The organism is Halobacteriovorax sp. DPLXC-1 (genome assembly GCF_036903125.1).
In the GTDB taxonomy this organism is placed as follows: domain Bacteria; phylum Bdellovibrionota; class Bacteriovoracia; order Bacteriovoracales; family Bacteriovoracaceae; genus Halobacteriovorax_A; species Halobacteriovorax_A vibrionivorans.
Genome location: NZ_JAYMCO010000003.1, coordinates 641,655 through 656,976, shown reverse-complemented (window position 1 = coordinate 656,976; position 15,322 = coordinate 641,655). Strand labels below are relative to the sequence as shown.

Below are 15,322 nucleotides of genomic sequence, written 5' to 3'. Positions count from 1 at the left end.
TGATATGAATATTATGATACTTCACTAAAAGTAGCCAATCGCTTTGCATTAAGCTTCAAAATCAAAGTAATCAGATAATTCACCTTCATCATCTGCTAGATCGTCAGGGTTATAATCATCAAGAAAACCGATATGATAAAGAGCGTCTCCGGCCATAACAAGAGATGAAGTACTCATTCCTAGAATAACTCCATCATGCTCCATGCGAACTTTAGTAATGAGATCACCAGACATCTGACGTAACTCTCCTACAACCTCACCCTCTTTAACGATTTTACCGTACTTTGCTTTATTTAATAGAAGACCACCACGGGAGGCCCGTGTCCATTTTCGTCTTTTTATAATAAATTTTTCACCAATAAATTCTTTCTTCGATTTTATCATTCCATAGTGCGACAGAATACTATTGATGAGATTTAGTCCATACTTGGCAATGGTTTCATCAATTCTAAGTCCTTCCCCTCCTTCAAAAACGATACATGGTTTACCTAATTCGCTGATTGCTTCTCTAAGTGAGCCATCACGTAAAGCACTATTTACAACAAGTGGTATACTCACATTTTCGACGAGTTCGTGCATTCCAGGAGTACTCAAATCACAACGGATTTGAGGTATATTAAAGCGGCCAGCACCGCCAGAGTGTAGATCAATAAAAACATCACCATAGCGAGTAACATTCCTAAAGATAAAGTCTGCAAAGCGAGATCCAAAGTTCCCTTTATTCTTACCTGGAAAGCAGCGATTAATATCTTTTCGATCCGGAAGATAACGGTGCTTATTTAAGAAACCATAGATATTGACAGTAGGAAGAACAATTAAAGTTCCCTTTAAGAGCTTCATCTTTTTCTTCATAAGAAGCTGGGCCGTACGAAGGCCATTAATTTCATCCCCATGCATACAGGCAGTAACTACGACACAGGGAGAAACTTCTTTAGTCGCCCGATAAACGTAGACAGGAGCCTTAACTTTTTGAAGTCCATAAAATGATGGAAAATCCACAAAGTCCAGACGTGGATAACCGATTTCGTAATCTTCAATATCTAAATCAAATAAAGAACTCTTCAATTAAATATCCTTTTTTACACTTTCGAAATTCTTCTCAATATATTCAATTATTTTAACGGCAATATTCTTCTCATTAGTTCCCTCAATTCCTTCAAGACCTGGAGATGAGTTAACCTCTAATATCTTTGGTCCACTGCCTGAGCGTATAATATCAACTCCGGCCATATTTAACTTCATGGCCTTTGCTGCCGCCACTGCAACTTTTCTTTCTTCGGGAGTAATTTTAACTTTTATCCCAACACCACCACGGTGAATATTAGAACGAAACTCACCTTCTTTTGCCTGTCTCATCATGGTAGCGATAACCTTATCCCCTACAACAAAACAGCGTATATCTGCACCTTTTGCATCTTTAACAAATTCTTGAACAAGGAAGTTTGCATGTAACACTCTAAAGGCATCAATTAGGCTTTCTGAAGCTTTATGGGTTTCTCCAAGAAGAACACCTCGCCCCTGAGAGCCTTCAAGAAGTTTAACAACGAGAGGCGCCCCACCAACTAACTCAATTAACTTATCTGTTTGTTGAGTTGTTTTTGCAAAACTTGTTTTAGGAAGTGGTAATTCCTTATGTGAAAGGATCTGCATTGAGCGTAGCTTATCTCTTGAGCGTCCGATAGCATTTGAAGAGTTCAAACAATAAACTCCCATCATTTCAAATTGACGAACAATGGCCATTCCATAGGCACTAATACTAGCACCAATACGTGGAATTACAGCATCGACATTACTTAGCTTTCTCTTCTTATAATGAACCATTGGTGAGCCAGAGGTTACATCAACAAAGCAATCACTTGGATGAACAACTTCAATCTTATGACCTTTTTTCTTTGCTTCCTCTACCAATCTCTTAGTTGAGTAGAGGTTCTTATTTGAAGATAAAATAACAATATTCATAATTTCTCCATAAATGATTACATTCAATTTTACAGTGATTTTACTCTGAAAATTCTCTTTTAAGTAAATAGAAAAGTGAAAAAAATTTAACTAGACTCAACAAGTTCCACATTCAAAAATCATATCTCTAAATATATATACCATAGATTAGATAAGATGACTTAACGCCACAAGGCAAAAAAAATTAAGATTCTCTTAACTTTACGTTTATATCTTACGATTATTAAATCAGAAAAAATATTCTTGCGGGTTTCACGGTCTTACAGCATGATCTTAATCATATATAAAATAAATTTTTCGATAAATTAATCAAGTTTCCTATGAATAATAAAACAGGTTTTCCAGCTATTACTAATCATCAAGATAAAGTAACTCGTACACGTGAATGCATCATTGAGGCAGCGCGTCTTTTCCTACAAAAGAATTCGAGAAAAAAATTTACCACAAATAAAGTGGCGGCATTGGCCGGAGTGAGTATTGGAACGGTTTATAATCATTTCAAAAATAAAGATGAAATCTTCACTGCTCTAATTGAAGACGAGTTAAGAAGTAACTATGGCGCAATTTATGAATACATAAGTCGTCTTAATGAGAACTTTGATATTATAGAATTTTTTAATACTGGTATTGACTTAGCAATTGAACACTATCGTAATAATATTGAATTACGAAAGATGATTTACGAGTATATGAAATTTACAGAAATTAATAAATTATATACCCAGGCAAATAAGAATATAAACGAAGCCTTGATTGAAATTATAACGAGAAACTTAAAGTCGACTAATACTACACCTATCTATATTCTGATCACTTCAATCAGAAGTGTCCTTAAGTTTTATTGTGAGTTTTATCCTGAAAAATTTCAAACAGATGAAATTGCAAAAGAGTTAAAAGCCTTGATAACAAACTACCTTGAAAACTCTCTCTTAAAACACTAGTTGTTCTACTTTGTCATACCTATTCTTCTAACAATGGCCTCAAAGCTTAGGATTACGACACCACTACCATTTATATCACGAATGATCTCTGAAACATCTTGATTGAGCTTACCTGATACATTTGATAGCAAGCTTGGCATCTTCATTTTATTAAGCATATCGATCTTCACAATACTATCAATCTCATCAACAAGTATTCCGTAATTTTCACCGCGCTCATCTGCTTCCAAGATAATGACTTTCTTACCACCTAGTTCGTCATCACTTTCTTCTATTCCATACATTTTCTTAGGATTAACGATAGTGATTAATTGTTCTCTAAGATCATGTACACCTAAGACATGTGAAGGTGCACCAGGAGTCTTAAGTATGTCTTTTGGAACTTCGATAATTTCTCTAATTTCTGAAACAGACAATCCAAAGTGATATCCAAAATTGAAAGTCACATATGACTCCAACTGCCTGGCAACCTTCTCTTTTTCTTCTTCATCTTTTTGTGACTGATAAATTTCAGAATGGCTTTTTGTAATTTGCTTTATTTCATCATTATTTAATATTTCACTGTGATCTATCAAGAATGTCATCCCATTTTCTTCTGCCTCAATTCCACCAAGAAACATATGTGAGCGTATTGAAGAAAAAACAGGAACTGGCATGACTTTATCATCTGAATAAAATGTTATTGCATCTAAGGAGTCTACAATTAGTCCAAAGAACTCACTTCCTAACTTAATTATTAGAATTTTTTGATCATTATTAACTTCACTAGATGACTCAATCCCCAAAATTCTTGAGAAACTAAGAACAGGAATGGTCATACCTCTTAGATTCACTAAGCCTAAACATAACTTAGATGAAAAAGCTGAATGCTCAATCTCTTGCATATTAATAATTTCATTAACCGAAGTAATTTCTATGGCCAATGGAATATCATTTACTCGAAATGAAATGCACTTATTTTGGCGTGCCTGAACCTTTAAGCGAGTATCCACACCTTCTCTAAATGCATCATAACTTCCAAGCCTTGCAAGGTTTCTAATCTTTATAATCTGAGAAGGTTCTAAAATTTGATAAATTCGATTACCGTTATCTCTTTTTATGGCACCTTTTACAACTTGTGATTCATCACTTTCATCACTTATATCAAAGTTGCTAACTTCACAATGATCAGCTTTGATAATCTCACCAGTCGTATCAAATGAAACACCAACGCTAATTCCATCAATATTAACAATCGCAACCTTTAAATTATCGTTTGTGCCATTATCATCAGCTATGCCTAATAACTTGGCCAAGTTAAGAATTGGTATGATCATGCCTCGTAGATTAAATATCCCATCTAAATAATCAGGGGCCAGAGGCATACTAAAAATACTTTCAGGATAATTCACTACCTCCTGAACAGCATTTATATCAAGAACAAACTCATTTCCTTTTAAAGAAAATGAAGCATACATATGTGTGACCTTATTTACTTCTAGTTCTTGTGCTTCCACTTGGAGCTCCTTTTATTCTAATCATCTTTACTTTTAATGTGTCACAATCGACAAAGATCTTACAGGCAAATGAATCACCATTAAGCATCTCTTTTACGGGAATCCTCATTTCATCTAAAATCTCTAGAACCTTCTTCTTATTTAGATGACCAATATGATCGACATTTTTTTGCTTCAATTGGGCCATCATATTACTCCCTCCTGCAACATAAACATCAAATTCTTTTTTAGGACGACCCATTAACTTCATCTTTGAAAAAAGATATGGAATAGCATCAACGACATACTTACCAGGTTGATCCGGTGGTGATTTCATACTCCCCTCAGGTAGGAAGCAATGGGCCAGACCACACTTCTTATTCACTTTGTCTACGATAGCAATCCCCACACATGAGCCTAAGGTGGCATTTAGAATTGAATCAATTTCACCAAACTTGATCTCACCAATACGAACATGAATATATTCTTTAGTTTTTGTAATCATCTCATTTCTTCATATATATCTGGGGAGAAATAAATTTAAATTCATTAGAAAGACCATTAATTGATTCTGACTCCCCTAGGATCAAAACTCCTCCTTCCTTCATTGTCTTTGCAACATTTGCTATTACCTTCTTTTGATCTTCCTTCTTAAAGTAAATAAGTACATTTCGAAGAAAAACGATATCAAAATTATCTAAAGGAGATTTTGGTGGCTCAAAAAGATTATATGAGAAGTATTTAATATTCTTTCTAAGATAAGGCTTTATCTCACCTTTATCGCCAGTGATATTAAAATATTTCACAACAAGTTCAGGAAACTTCTCTTTCATATTTTTGAAATTACGTCCCGAATACTCTGCACCTTCTCCAATACTAAGGGCCTTAGTCGAAATGTCAGTACCTATAATCTCATAGTTGAGATTAATACCTATTTTCTTTCTCTCCTCACAGCTCATTGCAATGGAATATGACTCTTCACCAGTAGATGCGGCAGCAGACCATATTTTTAAAGGGCCACTTGAATTCCAATTTTTAAGATATTCTAATTGGAAGTAGTCCCATACTTTCTTTGTTCGAAAAAAAGACGTTTCGTTAGTTGTTATAATGTTAATGAACTCTTGTTTCTCATTTTCATTAGTTTCCAAATGCAGTAAATAATCATCATAATCTTCTAATCCTAAGTCTTTTAGACGTCTTCTGATTCTTCCCTGAACCATATTCTTTTTAGAGGGAGCTATCGTAATGCCTGTATGTAAATGAACTAAGTCAATTACTTTAGAAAGCTGTGTATCTGATAGCTCCAGAAGATAGATCATCTCTAGTCCTCAATTAAGTCGCTTAACGCTTTTGCACCTTCAGCTAGGCCTTTGGTAGCAAGAGCGATTGACTCCGAAGCAGAAGCAGATTTTTCAGTTTGATTGGCAACTTCTTGAACCGCCTCACTTACTTCTTTGGCCGCAATTAATTGCTCCTGAGTTGCACTTGAAATTTCAGAAATCGAATGGTTTGTATTATTTACGCCTTCTACAATTTTTGCAAAAGCAGCTCCGGCCTGCTTTGATATCTGACTTCCCTCTGAAATTTTCTTCACAGAGTCATTGATTAGCTTAGAAATCTCTTTTGTCGCTTGTGAAGATCTTTCGGCCAGCTTTCTAACCTCATCTGCTACAACTGAAAAACCTGCTCCGTGCTCTCCTGCTCGAGCGGCTTCAATAGCAGCATTAAATGCGAGAAGGTTTGTCTGACTAGCGATTTCACGTATGACTTCTACAATCTCACTAATTTCTTCAGAAGACTTTGTGATAACTTCCATTGCCTCTACTGCCTCATTTATTGCTTTCTCACCTTCTTGAGCTTCATTTGAAGTTTGAGTCGCAATCTCATTTGCTGAGCCAGCATTTTCCGCAATTGAATTAATGGAAGCCGTAAGTTCCTCAACAGAAGCATTCATTTCTTCTGTGGTCGCACCGAGAGAGTTTGCTCCTTCTGCGACATTTTGAGACTTCGTAGAAATATCCTCTGTTCCAATTCGCATTTCGTGTGCCAATCGATTGATTGTATCCTTCATTTTTTCTTGTTCAGTAATAACATCCCAAGTAACCATGGCACCTTGATAGTTATTCTTCTTATCCATAACTGGACTTACAAGCAGATCAAGAATTTCATCCCCTACATGAATTTTTGCCTGATGAGGTAGATTTGAAGGATCAGATAAAAGCTTTCTTTGATGAGCTGGATTCTTGTGAAAAACATCAATACTTGCACCAACGATATCGGCAACCTTGATTGGCAAGAGGCTTTCAATTGAGGTTAATGTTTCTCTAGAGCGTGGGTTTATATATGTAATATTAAAATCTCTATCTGACAGCATTACATTAATTGGCATATTATCTAGCATTGAAGCGTACTGGGCATTTCTATTATCCGATTCTAATTCTTCTGTAATAATATCCCATGTAACCATGGCCCCAATATATTCATCATCATCTGTCACAGCTACAACATTTAATTCGAGAATCTCATCTCCTACCTCTATTTGAGTCTGAATCGGTAAATTCTTTGGGTCTGCTAATAATCTTTGCTGATGAGAAGGGTTTTTGTGAAAGACGTCAATTTTTGAGCCAACAACCTCAGTGAGAGAAACAGGAAGAAGAGCTTCAATCGAGCGAAGGCTTTCAAAACTCTTAGGATTGACGTACTTGATTACTAAATCAGTACCACAATACATAACATTGAACGGTAATTTGTCTAACATATCGTAGACCACACCTGTACCATCAAAAATATTCTTACAGTTTAGCGCCTCATTTAGTTTTGCCATGCTCATTTCTTAAACTCCTTCATGCTTCAGAAAATAGTAAAATTCGATAAACTAATTATATTAACCAAACTTTTTGTTAACTACTCAGTTACAGAGTTAGATGCACAAAGAGCTATACAGTTTAATTTCAACAACTTAAGCATTTTGATAGTCCAGAAAAATAGAGAAAGAATTTCCTTACTAAAGTACTTACTCATTTTTAGACACTTTTATTAGATAAAATCTTTTTACTTTTTTTCATGCTCAAATATTCACCTGAAAATAAAATAAAATTTTTTATTCATTTTACAATTTTGGTTTACAAAACTTCCCTTTTCATACAAATAGGACTGCGAAATCTTAAAACTCTAAAGGTATTGGTAGGTATTTGTATGGCGATCAATCTTATTATTAGCATGGACTGGGAAGGTATTTCTTTAGAGCATAAGAACCTTTCGGCCATTAGTCAGTTCAAACAAAAATGGAATACACCTATTGTTCATTACAAGAATGCCGCTTATTACACTAATAAACGTCTTGAAAATATGGATATCAACAAAACAATGAAGTCTGTTATCTCTCAAGACGATGAAATTGGTCTACATCTCCATACCCCTCGCCACTTTGTGCAAGCGGCAGGTGTTATGCCAAGAATGGCCCCATGCTTTAGTAAATACGGTGATTATAATGCTGGCGATATGAATGGTCAGGAAGTAATGCTTGTTGCTTATAACAAAGATGAAGTAAAGGCCATGATCCAATATTCACTAGAGAAATTAAAGAGTAACGGATTTGATGCTATTCATTCTTTTAGAGCTGGCGGATGGATGTCTGATGAAAGAGTCTGGGAAGCACTTGTTGAAACAGGTATACCAATTGAAAGTTCTGCAACAAATTACAACCTATTGAATGGAAGCTCTTGGGAAGGAGACAATCTCCAACGCTATATTTCCCTCATTTGGGGAGAATTGAATGTTCTATCTCGTCCATATTATCTTCAAAACTTCTGCGGAAGTCTTTTTGAAATTCCTAATAACCTAGGGGCCATTGATTATTGGAAAGAGCAGACTATTGATGATCACCTTGCAGCAATAACTGATCACTATAATGCCAATGAAGATATGTATTTAGTTATTAATTCTCACCAGGAAACTGCCCAAGAGAACTTTCACAAGCTAGATAATTTCCTGAGTCGCTTAACTGATGATTATGGTGATGAAATAAACTTTACAACAAATAAAGATATTTATTTTAACGAATTAAAGAAGAATAGTTAAAGGGGAAGAACTACTTCCCTTTTATCAATTTCTCTTTTAAGTCCTCATCAACACTTTGTGGGCCAATCCATGGAGAATGCACAATTGAGAATAACTTCTTATCATCTTTTTTAGAAGAAATGGTTTCTCCATTCTTTTGAATAATAACATCTGAACCGTTTAGTTTATATATTGCCAAAACATCACCTTCTTTAACATCAACGGCATTATTCTTTAACCAATCTAATTGTTTTTCAACCCCTTTAAGTTTACCTAGGGATTCATCCCAACCAGCTTGAGAATGTTTACGCTCTACATCTCTTAAGTAAGTAATCTTAATTAATTCATCATCTGAGACAATACTTTTAAAATAACTAACTTTATATACATCCCAGAAGTAATATGAAAGAACACCTTCTCCAACGAGCTTAAAGTCCTTATCAATTTTGGCCATTACAAGCATAGGAAATAATAAAACTAATATTAATAACTTATTCATATTGAATGACTCCTATTTTCCTCAATGGAATTAAAGTGAGATAAGTAAAGTCTAGCTCAAATGAATTAGTCGCAAAGTTTATGCTATTTTCTTTAGCATGATGATTATTTTGATATAACTCACCCATCATAAGGAAATCTATAATTAAAGTATTCTTTGAATGATCATCGAGATCATGGTTTCGATAACCGTACTTATGGCCACACCAATTCACAATGGCCCCGTGTATTGGACCAAGTAAACTATGGATAGGAACAAGAAGTAAAAACCAAAGAGAATCTGTAAAAAGTAAGTACATGAGTGCGTAAAACACAACAAAGAGAGATCTGACGGGAATAGAGTCAGCAATAGCAACAATTTTGGGAAAAGTTTCACGTTGCGTTTTTACACTCATGTACTTACGGTATGTATGTAACATCATATCGACAATATTCTTACTAACAACAGGAGAATGAGGGTCTCCCTCTAGATCCGAATGAATATGATGCTGCATATGTAAAGTTTTGTAATGTTGAGGGCGAAGAAAGCTTGGACCTTGCGATAAGATCGTGAGTATCAAAAAGAATCGATCCCAACCACGCGACATCTTACATTGATCGTGAGAAATATAGCGATGCAAGTAAAATGACTGGCAAAATAACGATAAATACCAATGAATAAATAGAAATCCTATCGCAAAATACATACTAGCTCCGTTTTACTCTGAGGCCCTAACTAATTTCTTATTGAATAAGAAGTGGCCAACAAACCACTCATCTCCATTATTATGACCAAAAAGTTCAGCACAAGAGGCAAAGAAGATTTTCCATCTTTCAAACCATAATTTTGCATCTTCTGCTCCATAAGTATCAGCAAGAACATTCATGAGAGCTTTTTCATGTTTATCCATATTTTTAAACCAAGCTTCTGAAGTTTCTTGATAATGCTTACCATTTACTTTCCACTTCTCTTCTAAAGAAAGTGAATCTTGCACTCTTTCAAAAAGGTCGAAACTTGGCATGACACCACCAGTGAAGAAATACTTCCCCATCCAGTTATCATCGCCCTCAGTTTCAAAAAAGTATGAAGCACTCTTATGACAGAAGATATGAATGAAGACCTTACCATCATCCTTTAGCCAACTAGCAACCTTTTCAAAAAGAACATTATAATTTCTCATATGCTCAAACATTTCAATTGAAACAATACGATCAAATTGCTTATCGATACTAAAAGTATTCATATCTTGTGTTAATATCTTTAGATTATTAAGCCCACGACTCTTTGCCTTCGATTCAATAAATTCACGTTGAGACGATGAATTTGAAATGGCCGTAACTTTTGAATTTGGATACTTCTTTGCTAGATATAGGGTTAAAGAACCCCATCCACAGCCAAGTTCAAGAATATCCATTCCATCTTCAAGTTGCGCTCTTTTACAATAAAGTTCAAGCATCGCTTCTTCTGCTTCATCAAGAGTCTTTACTCCTCTTTCAAAAAGAGAACTTGAATACTTTAAATTTTTACCAAGAACTAACTCAAAGAAACCAGCTGGTAACTCATAATGTTGTTCATTGGCCTTATCTGTATCTTGAGCGATAACAGATGAATTAAGCTCACCTAAGATGCCATCTCGATGAAAACTGAAGTTCTCATAAATTTCGTCTTGTCTTTGCTTAATTAGCTTTCTAATTCCTACACGAATTAACGGATCAGGAATATAACCTCTTTCAGCAGCATTCATTAAAAATGACATATATTCTCCTTAGTTACGATAAAGTGGTTTTCCAAAAGTTAAATGAGAAACACCAATGGCCCTTTCATGGAATCCACCGATGCAATATGAGAAGTAAAAGTTCCATAATCTTATAAATTCCTCATCTTCTCCAAGTTTTGGGATTTCATGAGTATTTGTATTAAAACGTTTTTTCCATTCCTCAAGAGTTCTTGCATAATGTGATGTAAAGTCCACTTGATTATATAAACGCATATCTGAAGTAGACTTAAATGATGAAAGAACAGCATGAATTGAAGGAATAAAGCTTCCAGGGAAAATAAACTTTTTAATGAAGTCTAATTCCTTTACGGCACGGTCATATTCTTGATCGTTAATTGTAATGATCTGAAGTAGGGCCAGCCCATCCTCAACTAAAAGATCAGATATCTTTTGCGTATAACTATCTAAAAACTGCTCACCTACTGCTTCAATCATTTCGATTGATACAACACGATCATACTCACCTTTTAGAAGACGATAATCATCTTTCAATAAAGTGATCTTATCTTCTAAACCTTCTTTAGCAATTCTCTCTTTTGTTACACGATACTGATTATCTGATATTGTTGTCGTCGTAACGTGGCAGTCATAATTCTTTGCAAGATAAATCGCCAATGCACCCCAGCCAGAACCAATCTCAAGAATACGATTTTCAGCTCGTATATCGAGGCGCTCTGCGATTAGCTTAAGCTTTGCTTGCTGTGCCTCCTCTAGTGTTGATTCTTCGTTTTCAAAAAATGCAGATGAGTACATCATTGATTCATCTAAAAAGTGTTCAAAAAGCTCATCTGGAAGATCATAGTGCGCTTTAATATTCTTCTTTGAACCATCAATCGTATTCCTGTCTTGCCAATACTCAATTAGCCTTGCAGGCTTTAGAAGATTAACAAGGCCTGAGTCCACTTGACTGAGTGTAGACTTATTTAAAGCAAATAGTCTCATAACATTATCAAGATCATCAGTGTCCCATTTCTTAAGAATATAAGACTCTGCTGCACCTATTGATCCTTTAGTGAAAACATCAACAAAGAAAGAAGGATCATTGACCTTGATTTCAGCATTAACAAGGATATCACCTTTACCAACCTCAGTAGTGATATCTTGTTCAATAATCTTAAGACGTCCATATTGAAGATCATCTAATGATTTAAGTATTAGCTTTCTAATGGATCTTGTTAAAAAACCATAGTTTGATAGCGCTTGTACTTCAGGGTATTTCTGAAGAGTTTTATAGTCTGGTTTCATAATACACCTTCCTTATTTTTATCTGAGATTATTGATTTACGACTGTCTGGGTTTGGATGATCAAAGAATGGAATTCTTTTCATCCATAGTCTTAATGCTTGAAAATATATTCCAAATATCATTTTAAAAGTCATTAGCGGATGTTTAAAAAGCATTCGATTTAAAGAACGAGATGAAATATTAACCCGTTTTAACTGAAGTCCTGCATAGAAGACTGCACTGCCTTTATCCAAGCTTGTCATATGAATTCTAAGAGAATTCGATGGCACAAAGAATTCCCAAATATATTTAATATCCATTGGGAAAAATGGTGAGATATGAAATTTCTTATCAAGCTTAATTTTTAATGATTTATCATTTACTTCCTCTCCATCAAAGACATAACAATAACGCTCACCCCAAGGAGTATTTTCAATTTCTGCCATTAAGGCATCAAGCGTCTCCCCATCCTCTTTATAACAATAGTAAAAGCTCACTGAGTTAAAACAATAACCAAAGAAGCGTAAATTTGTTAAAAGTCTTACTGGCCCATTTGGTCTTCTACCAATCTTGTCTTCAACAGTGTTAAACACTTCTTCTTTCAGTGGTTTTGAGTTATCGCCATGGTAATCTCTTCTTCGAAAAGAAATAAAGTTCAACTTTTCAAGAGACCAAAACTTTGATTTAGAAAAGACTTCATCAAGTTCATCTAAATCAATATAGCTCAGAAATAACTTATACTTGAAGTTATGCTCTTTAGGTGAATAACGGTTATGAAGGACTTCTCCTTCGTAGAGGCAGCTTTTCATATCTTCTCCAGTTCCTCTACAACACGAAGAGCACTGAAAACACCATCTTCGTGAAAGCCATTACGCCAATATGCTCCACAATAGTGAGTACGATTCTTCCCACTTATATCTTTCCAACTTTCTTGTGCCTTCATCCCCTCGAGAGAGAATAATGGATGCATATAATCCATTTTTTTAAGTATTTTCTTCTCATCTATTTTTCGATATGGGTTTAGAGTGACATTGAACAAATTCTTACTCTTTAACTCTTGTAAGATATTCATATTATATGTCACAGTGGCCCCTACTTTTCTTTCAATAGGAAGTTGATAATTCCATGCGGCCCAAGCAAGCTTCTTTTTTGGAAGAAAACTTCGATCTAAGTGTAGGTATGTTGGATTAGCAATATAAGGAATTGAAGAAAGAACCTCGCTCTCTTTTTGTGTTGGAGCATCTAGAATCTTTAATGAAATATCACTATGTGTTGCAAAAATAACTTGATCAAATTTTTCGCTCCCATTTTTTGTTTCCACAACAATGTGATCATCATGACGAATAACTTTTTGAACGGGAGTATTTAATCTAACACTATCCTTAAAATGTGGAAGCATTTTATCAATATATGAATTTGATCCTCCATCAATTACATACCACTGCGGACGATCATCAACCTCAAGGAAGCCGTGATTTTCAAAAAATCTTAGTACAAATTTAGCAGGAAATTGCCATACATCTCTTGGGTCAGTCGACCATACCGCGGCCATCATAGGAACAATATAATATTCAATGACACTATCTTTAACTTTTCGTGATTCAAAAAATGCTTGAAGAGAGATATCTCCATTATCATTAGAGAGAAAATCCTTGGCCTTCTTATTAAAGTCAATTATTCCCTTTAGCATTGAATAGAATTTCGGTCTTAAAAAGTTTAATCGCTGAGCAAATAGAGTGTTAAATGAGGTTCCATTGTACTCAAGCCCAGTTTTATCACAGCTGACACTAAAGCTCATGGATGTCGGTTTATAGGCAACATCTAATTCTTCAAGAAGTTTTAGAAAGTTTGGATAAGTCTTTTTATTAAAGACGATAAACCCGGTATCAACACGATGTTTTTCACCATCTAGCTCAATATCGTGAGTATGAGTGTGCCCACCAAGATAATCATTGGCCTCAAATAGAGTAATGTCGTGCTTACTTGAAAGTTTGTATGCACATGTTAAACCAGAAATACCAGAACCAATGATTGCTATTTTCACTACTCCCCCTTCAGCCTTTTCTTAATGTACTTTGTGACTGATCCGAGAACAGGAATATGTTCATATATAAATTCACCCATATCAAAATAGTCGCGGTGATAGCTTACAAGTCCATTTTCATTAAACTTTATGACTGAGTTTCCATGAAGAATAACTGGTTTTCCTGAGTTTAGATTTGGAGTTCTCAAAATCATTTTCCATACTCCCACATGATTAGAACCATTTGAGATAATATCCGAGAACTCAAATTTGATATCAGTTACACCTTCATAAATACCTTTGTAATATCCCTTAACTTCATCGATTCCCTTATGGCGTCCAATAGGGTCAATAAATAGAGCATTAGGAGCATAGAAGTTATCAAGAATATCGACGTTATCAGCTCTTAATTCATTAAAGACCTTCTCTATTCGTTGGGCCTGAGATTTCGTTTGTGCATTATCATCTTGCGCGTATGCCATATCCACACTGCCTCCTATTAGTAATAAACTTGTCATTAAAATAATTATTGTGTTCACCTTTGGAAACCAAAGTAGAAAGCGGTTCGTTCTTTCTTGGTATTTACGGTAAAGATCACCCTTAGACTTTAATGAAGACTCCTCTGCCGGAGGTACTCCTGTTACTGAAGTAATAAGATAAAGCATGATCAAATACGGTATTAAACCGATAAATGAAATAGGTGCTGAACTAAGTCCATATACCCCAAAGCCGGCCCAGATTAATGTTTCAAAAAAATAATTTGGATGTCTTGAGTATTTCCAAAGACCGATATCACAAACTTTTCCACGATTTTCTTTATTGGAAACAAACCTTTTAAGCTGAGAATCAGCTATTAGCTCTCCAATAATTGCAATGGTAAAAATTAAAATTCCAAAGTAATTTGATATATCAAAAGTTGGATTCATTATCGCTAAGTAGAGAGGGATAGCTAAGACAACATTTAATAAGGCTTCACCAACAAATAGCCCATAGAGATAGACTCCATACATGACTTTCCACTTTTTCTTTAACTCTATATAGCGTTTATCTTCTCCCGTTTGTCTTATTCGAGTGAAGAGATGTGTGCTTAAGCGTGCAGACCAGATTCCGTAGAGACAAAAAAGCACAATAGCATTTAAGTTTTCAAAGAAGTTTTGGCCCTCTGGGTAGTTAAAATATAAAACTCCCATAATTAGAAAGAAGCTTGAGCACCAATAAAAGTCTAAGTAGGCAAATACCTTAACTCGAAAAGAGATGTACCAGCCAATCGTAAAATAGACTAGAAGCAGCGCTGTGATAATCAGTATACTTTCAAACACGTTTGATCCTTTTTAAGTCAGTTATCCTTATGCCTATTAGTACGCATAAGGCTTAGAAATAGATCAG

Annotated in this window: 15 protein-coding genes; 2 read left to right on the top strand and 13 right to left on the bottom strand. The window is 35.0% G+C overall.

Annotated elements, in window-relative coordinates; genetic code table 11:
* Positions 1-48: 48 nt before the first annotated feature.
* On the bottom strand, positions 49-1,065 hold the full coding sequence (locus tag VCM44_RS13215; protein ID WP_115361058.1) for a succinylglutamate desuccinylase/aspartoacylase family protein: 1,017 nt from the start codon (positions 1,063-1,065) through the stop codon (positions 49-51).
* Positions 1,066-1,959: a 30S ribosomal protein S6--L-glutamate ligase gene (rimK, locus tag VCM44_RS13210; protein ID WP_115361060.1), complete on the bottom strand. Its 894-nt coding sequence runs from the start codon at positions 1,957-1,959 to the stop codon at positions 1,066-1,068.
* Positions 1,960-2,279: 320 nt separating this feature from the next.
* On the opposite strand from rimK, the gene VCM44_RS13205 reads away from it, so the two are divergent.
* Positions 2,280-2,900: a TetR/AcrR family transcriptional regulator gene (locus VCM44_RS13205; protein WP_334679076.1), complete on the top strand. Its 621-nt coding sequence runs from the start codon at positions 2,280-2,282 to the stop codon at positions 2,898-2,900.
* Between the two features lie 5 nt (positions 2,901-2,905).
* Here VCM44_RS13205 and VCM44_RS13200 read toward each other — a convergent pair whose 3' ends face one another.
* Genes VCM44_RS13200 through VCM44_RS13185 form a run of 4 tightly spaced genes read right to left on the bottom strand, consistent with a single transcriptional unit; the run spans position 2,906 to position 7,205 of the window.
* On the bottom strand, positions 2,906-4,396 hold the full coding sequence (locus VCM44_RS13200; RefSeq protein ID WP_334679075.1) for a chemotaxis protein CheW: 1,491 nt from the start codon (positions 4,394-4,396) through the stop codon (positions 2,906-2,908).
* A complete protein-coding gene (locus VCM44_RS13195) occupies positions 4,368-4,880 on the bottom strand; it encodes a chemotaxis protein CheD (RefSeq protein WP_334679074.1) in 513 nt (170 codons plus the stop codon). The genes VCM44_RS13200 and VCM44_RS13195 overlap by 29 nt, the downstream gene beginning before the upstream one ends.
* Before the next feature lies 1 nt (position 4,881).
* Positions 4,882-5,694, bottom strand: coding sequence for a CheR family methyltransferase (locus VCM44_RS13190; protein ID WP_334679073.1), 813 nt, complete (start codon positions 5,692-5,694; stop codon positions 4,882-4,884).
* 2 nt (positions 5,695-5,696) lie between these two features.
* Positions 5,697-7,205 carry a methyl-accepting chemotaxis protein gene (locus VCM44_RS13185; RefSeq protein ID WP_334679072.1) on the bottom strand — a complete coding sequence of 503 codons (1,509 nt, stop codon included), beginning with the start codon at positions 7,203-7,205 and terminating at the stop codon, positions 5,697-5,699.
* Between the two features lie 365 nt (positions 7,206-7,570).
* Between VCM44_RS13185 and VCM44_RS13180 the strand changes: the two genes are divergently transcribed.
* On the top strand, positions 7,571-8,455 hold the full coding sequence (locus tag VCM44_RS13180) for a hypothetical protein (protein ID WP_334679071.1): 885 nt from the start codon (positions 7,571-7,573) through the stop codon (positions 8,453-8,455).
* A 10-nt stretch (positions 8,456-8,465) separates the two neighbouring features.
* Here the strand turns inward: VCM44_RS13180 and VCM44_RS13175 are convergent, their stop codons facing one another.
* Genes VCM44_RS13175 through VCM44_RS13145 form a run of 7 tightly spaced genes read right to left on the bottom strand, consistent with a single transcriptional unit; the run spans position 8,466 to position 15,255 of the window.
* Positions 8,466-8,933 carry a chalcone isomerase family protein gene (locus VCM44_RS13175; RefSeq protein WP_334679070.1) on the bottom strand — a complete coding sequence of 156 codons (468 nt, stop codon included), beginning with the start codon at positions 8,931-8,933 and terminating at the stop codon, positions 8,466-8,468.
* The gene (locus VCM44_RS13170; RefSeq protein ID WP_115361066.1) at positions 8,926-9,618 is read right to left on the bottom strand and encodes a fatty acid desaturase; all 693 of its coding nucleotides are present in this window, start codon (positions 9,616-9,618) and stop codon (positions 8,926-8,928) included. The genes VCM44_RS13175 and VCM44_RS13170 overlap by 8 nt, the downstream gene beginning before the upstream one ends.
* 12 nt (positions 9,619-9,630) lie before the next feature.
* Positions 9,631-10,668 carry an SAM-dependent methyltransferase gene (locus tag VCM44_RS13165; RefSeq protein WP_334679069.1) on the bottom strand — a complete coding sequence of 346 codons (1,038 nt, stop codon included), beginning with the start codon at positions 10,666-10,668 and terminating at the stop codon, positions 9,631-9,633.
* 9 nt (positions 10,669-10,677) lie between these two features.
* Positions 10,678-11,934 (bottom strand): SAM-dependent methyltransferase, encoded by a 1,257-nt coding sequence (locus tag VCM44_RS13160; protein ID WP_115361069.1) that lies wholly within the window; start codon positions 11,932-11,934, stop codon positions 10,678-10,680.
* Positions 11,931-12,722, bottom strand: coding sequence for a DUF1365 domain-containing protein (locus tag VCM44_RS13155; RefSeq protein WP_120404421.1), 792 nt, complete (start codon positions 12,720-12,722; stop codon positions 11,931-11,933). The genes VCM44_RS13160 and VCM44_RS13155 overlap by 4 nt, the downstream gene beginning before the upstream one ends.
* Positions 12,719-13,957: an NAD(P)/FAD-dependent oxidoreductase gene (locus tag VCM44_RS13150; RefSeq protein WP_120404420.1), complete on the bottom strand. Its 1,239-nt coding sequence runs from the start codon at positions 13,955-13,957 to the stop codon at positions 12,719-12,721. Before VCM44_RS13150 ends, VCM44_RS13155 begins: the two co-directional genes overlap by 4 nt.
* On the bottom strand, positions 13,957-15,255 hold the full coding sequence (locus tag VCM44_RS13145; protein WP_334679068.1) for a DUF1295 domain-containing protein: 1,299 nt from the start codon (positions 15,253-15,255) through the stop codon (positions 13,957-13,959). The genes VCM44_RS13150 and VCM44_RS13145 overlap by 1 nt, the downstream gene beginning before the upstream one ends.
* Positions 15,256-15,322 lie beyond the last annotated feature (67 nt).

Coding starts and splice junctions, on each gene's coding strand:
- rimK (WP_115361060.1), bottom strand. CDS start 1,959: ATGAATATTGTTATTTTATCTTCAAATAAGAACCTCTACTCAACTAAG.
- VCM44_RS13205 (WP_334679076.1), top strand. CDS start 2,280: ATGAATAATAAAACAGGTTTTCCAGCTATTACTAATCATCAAGATAAA.
- VCM44_RS13195 (WP_334679074.1), bottom strand. CDS start 4,880: ATGATTACAAAAACTAAAGAATATATTCATGTTCGTATTGGTGAGATC.
- VCM44_RS13190 (WP_334679073.1), bottom strand. CDS start 5,694: ATGATCTATCTTCTGGAGCTATCAGATACACAGCTTTCTAAAGTAATT.
- VCM44_RS13185 (WP_334679072.1), bottom strand. CDS start 7,205: ATGAGCATGGCAAAACTAAATGAGGCGCTAAACTGTAAGAATATTTTT.
- VCM44_RS13180 (WP_334679071.1), top strand. CDS start 7,571: ATGGCGATCAATCTTATTATTAGCATGGACTGGGAAGGTATTTCTTTA.
- VCM44_RS13175 (WP_334679070.1), bottom strand. CDS start 8,933: ATGAATAAGTTATTAATATTAGTTTTATTATTTCCTATGCTTGTAATG.
- VCM44_RS13170 (WP_115361066.1), bottom strand. CDS start 9,618: ATGTATTTTGCGATAGGATTTCTATTTATTCATTGGTATTTATCGTTA.
- VCM44_RS13165 (WP_334679069.1), bottom strand. CDS start 10,668: ATGTCATTTTTAATGAATGCTGCTGAAAGAGGTTATATTCCTGATCCG.
- VCM44_RS13160 (WP_115361069.1), bottom strand. CDS start 11,934: ATGAAACCAGACTATAAAACTCTTCAGAAATACCCTGAAGTACAAGCG.
- VCM44_RS13155 (WP_120404421.1), bottom strand. CDS start 12,722: ATGAAAAGCTGCCTCTACGAAGGAGAAGTCCTTCATAACCGTTATTCA.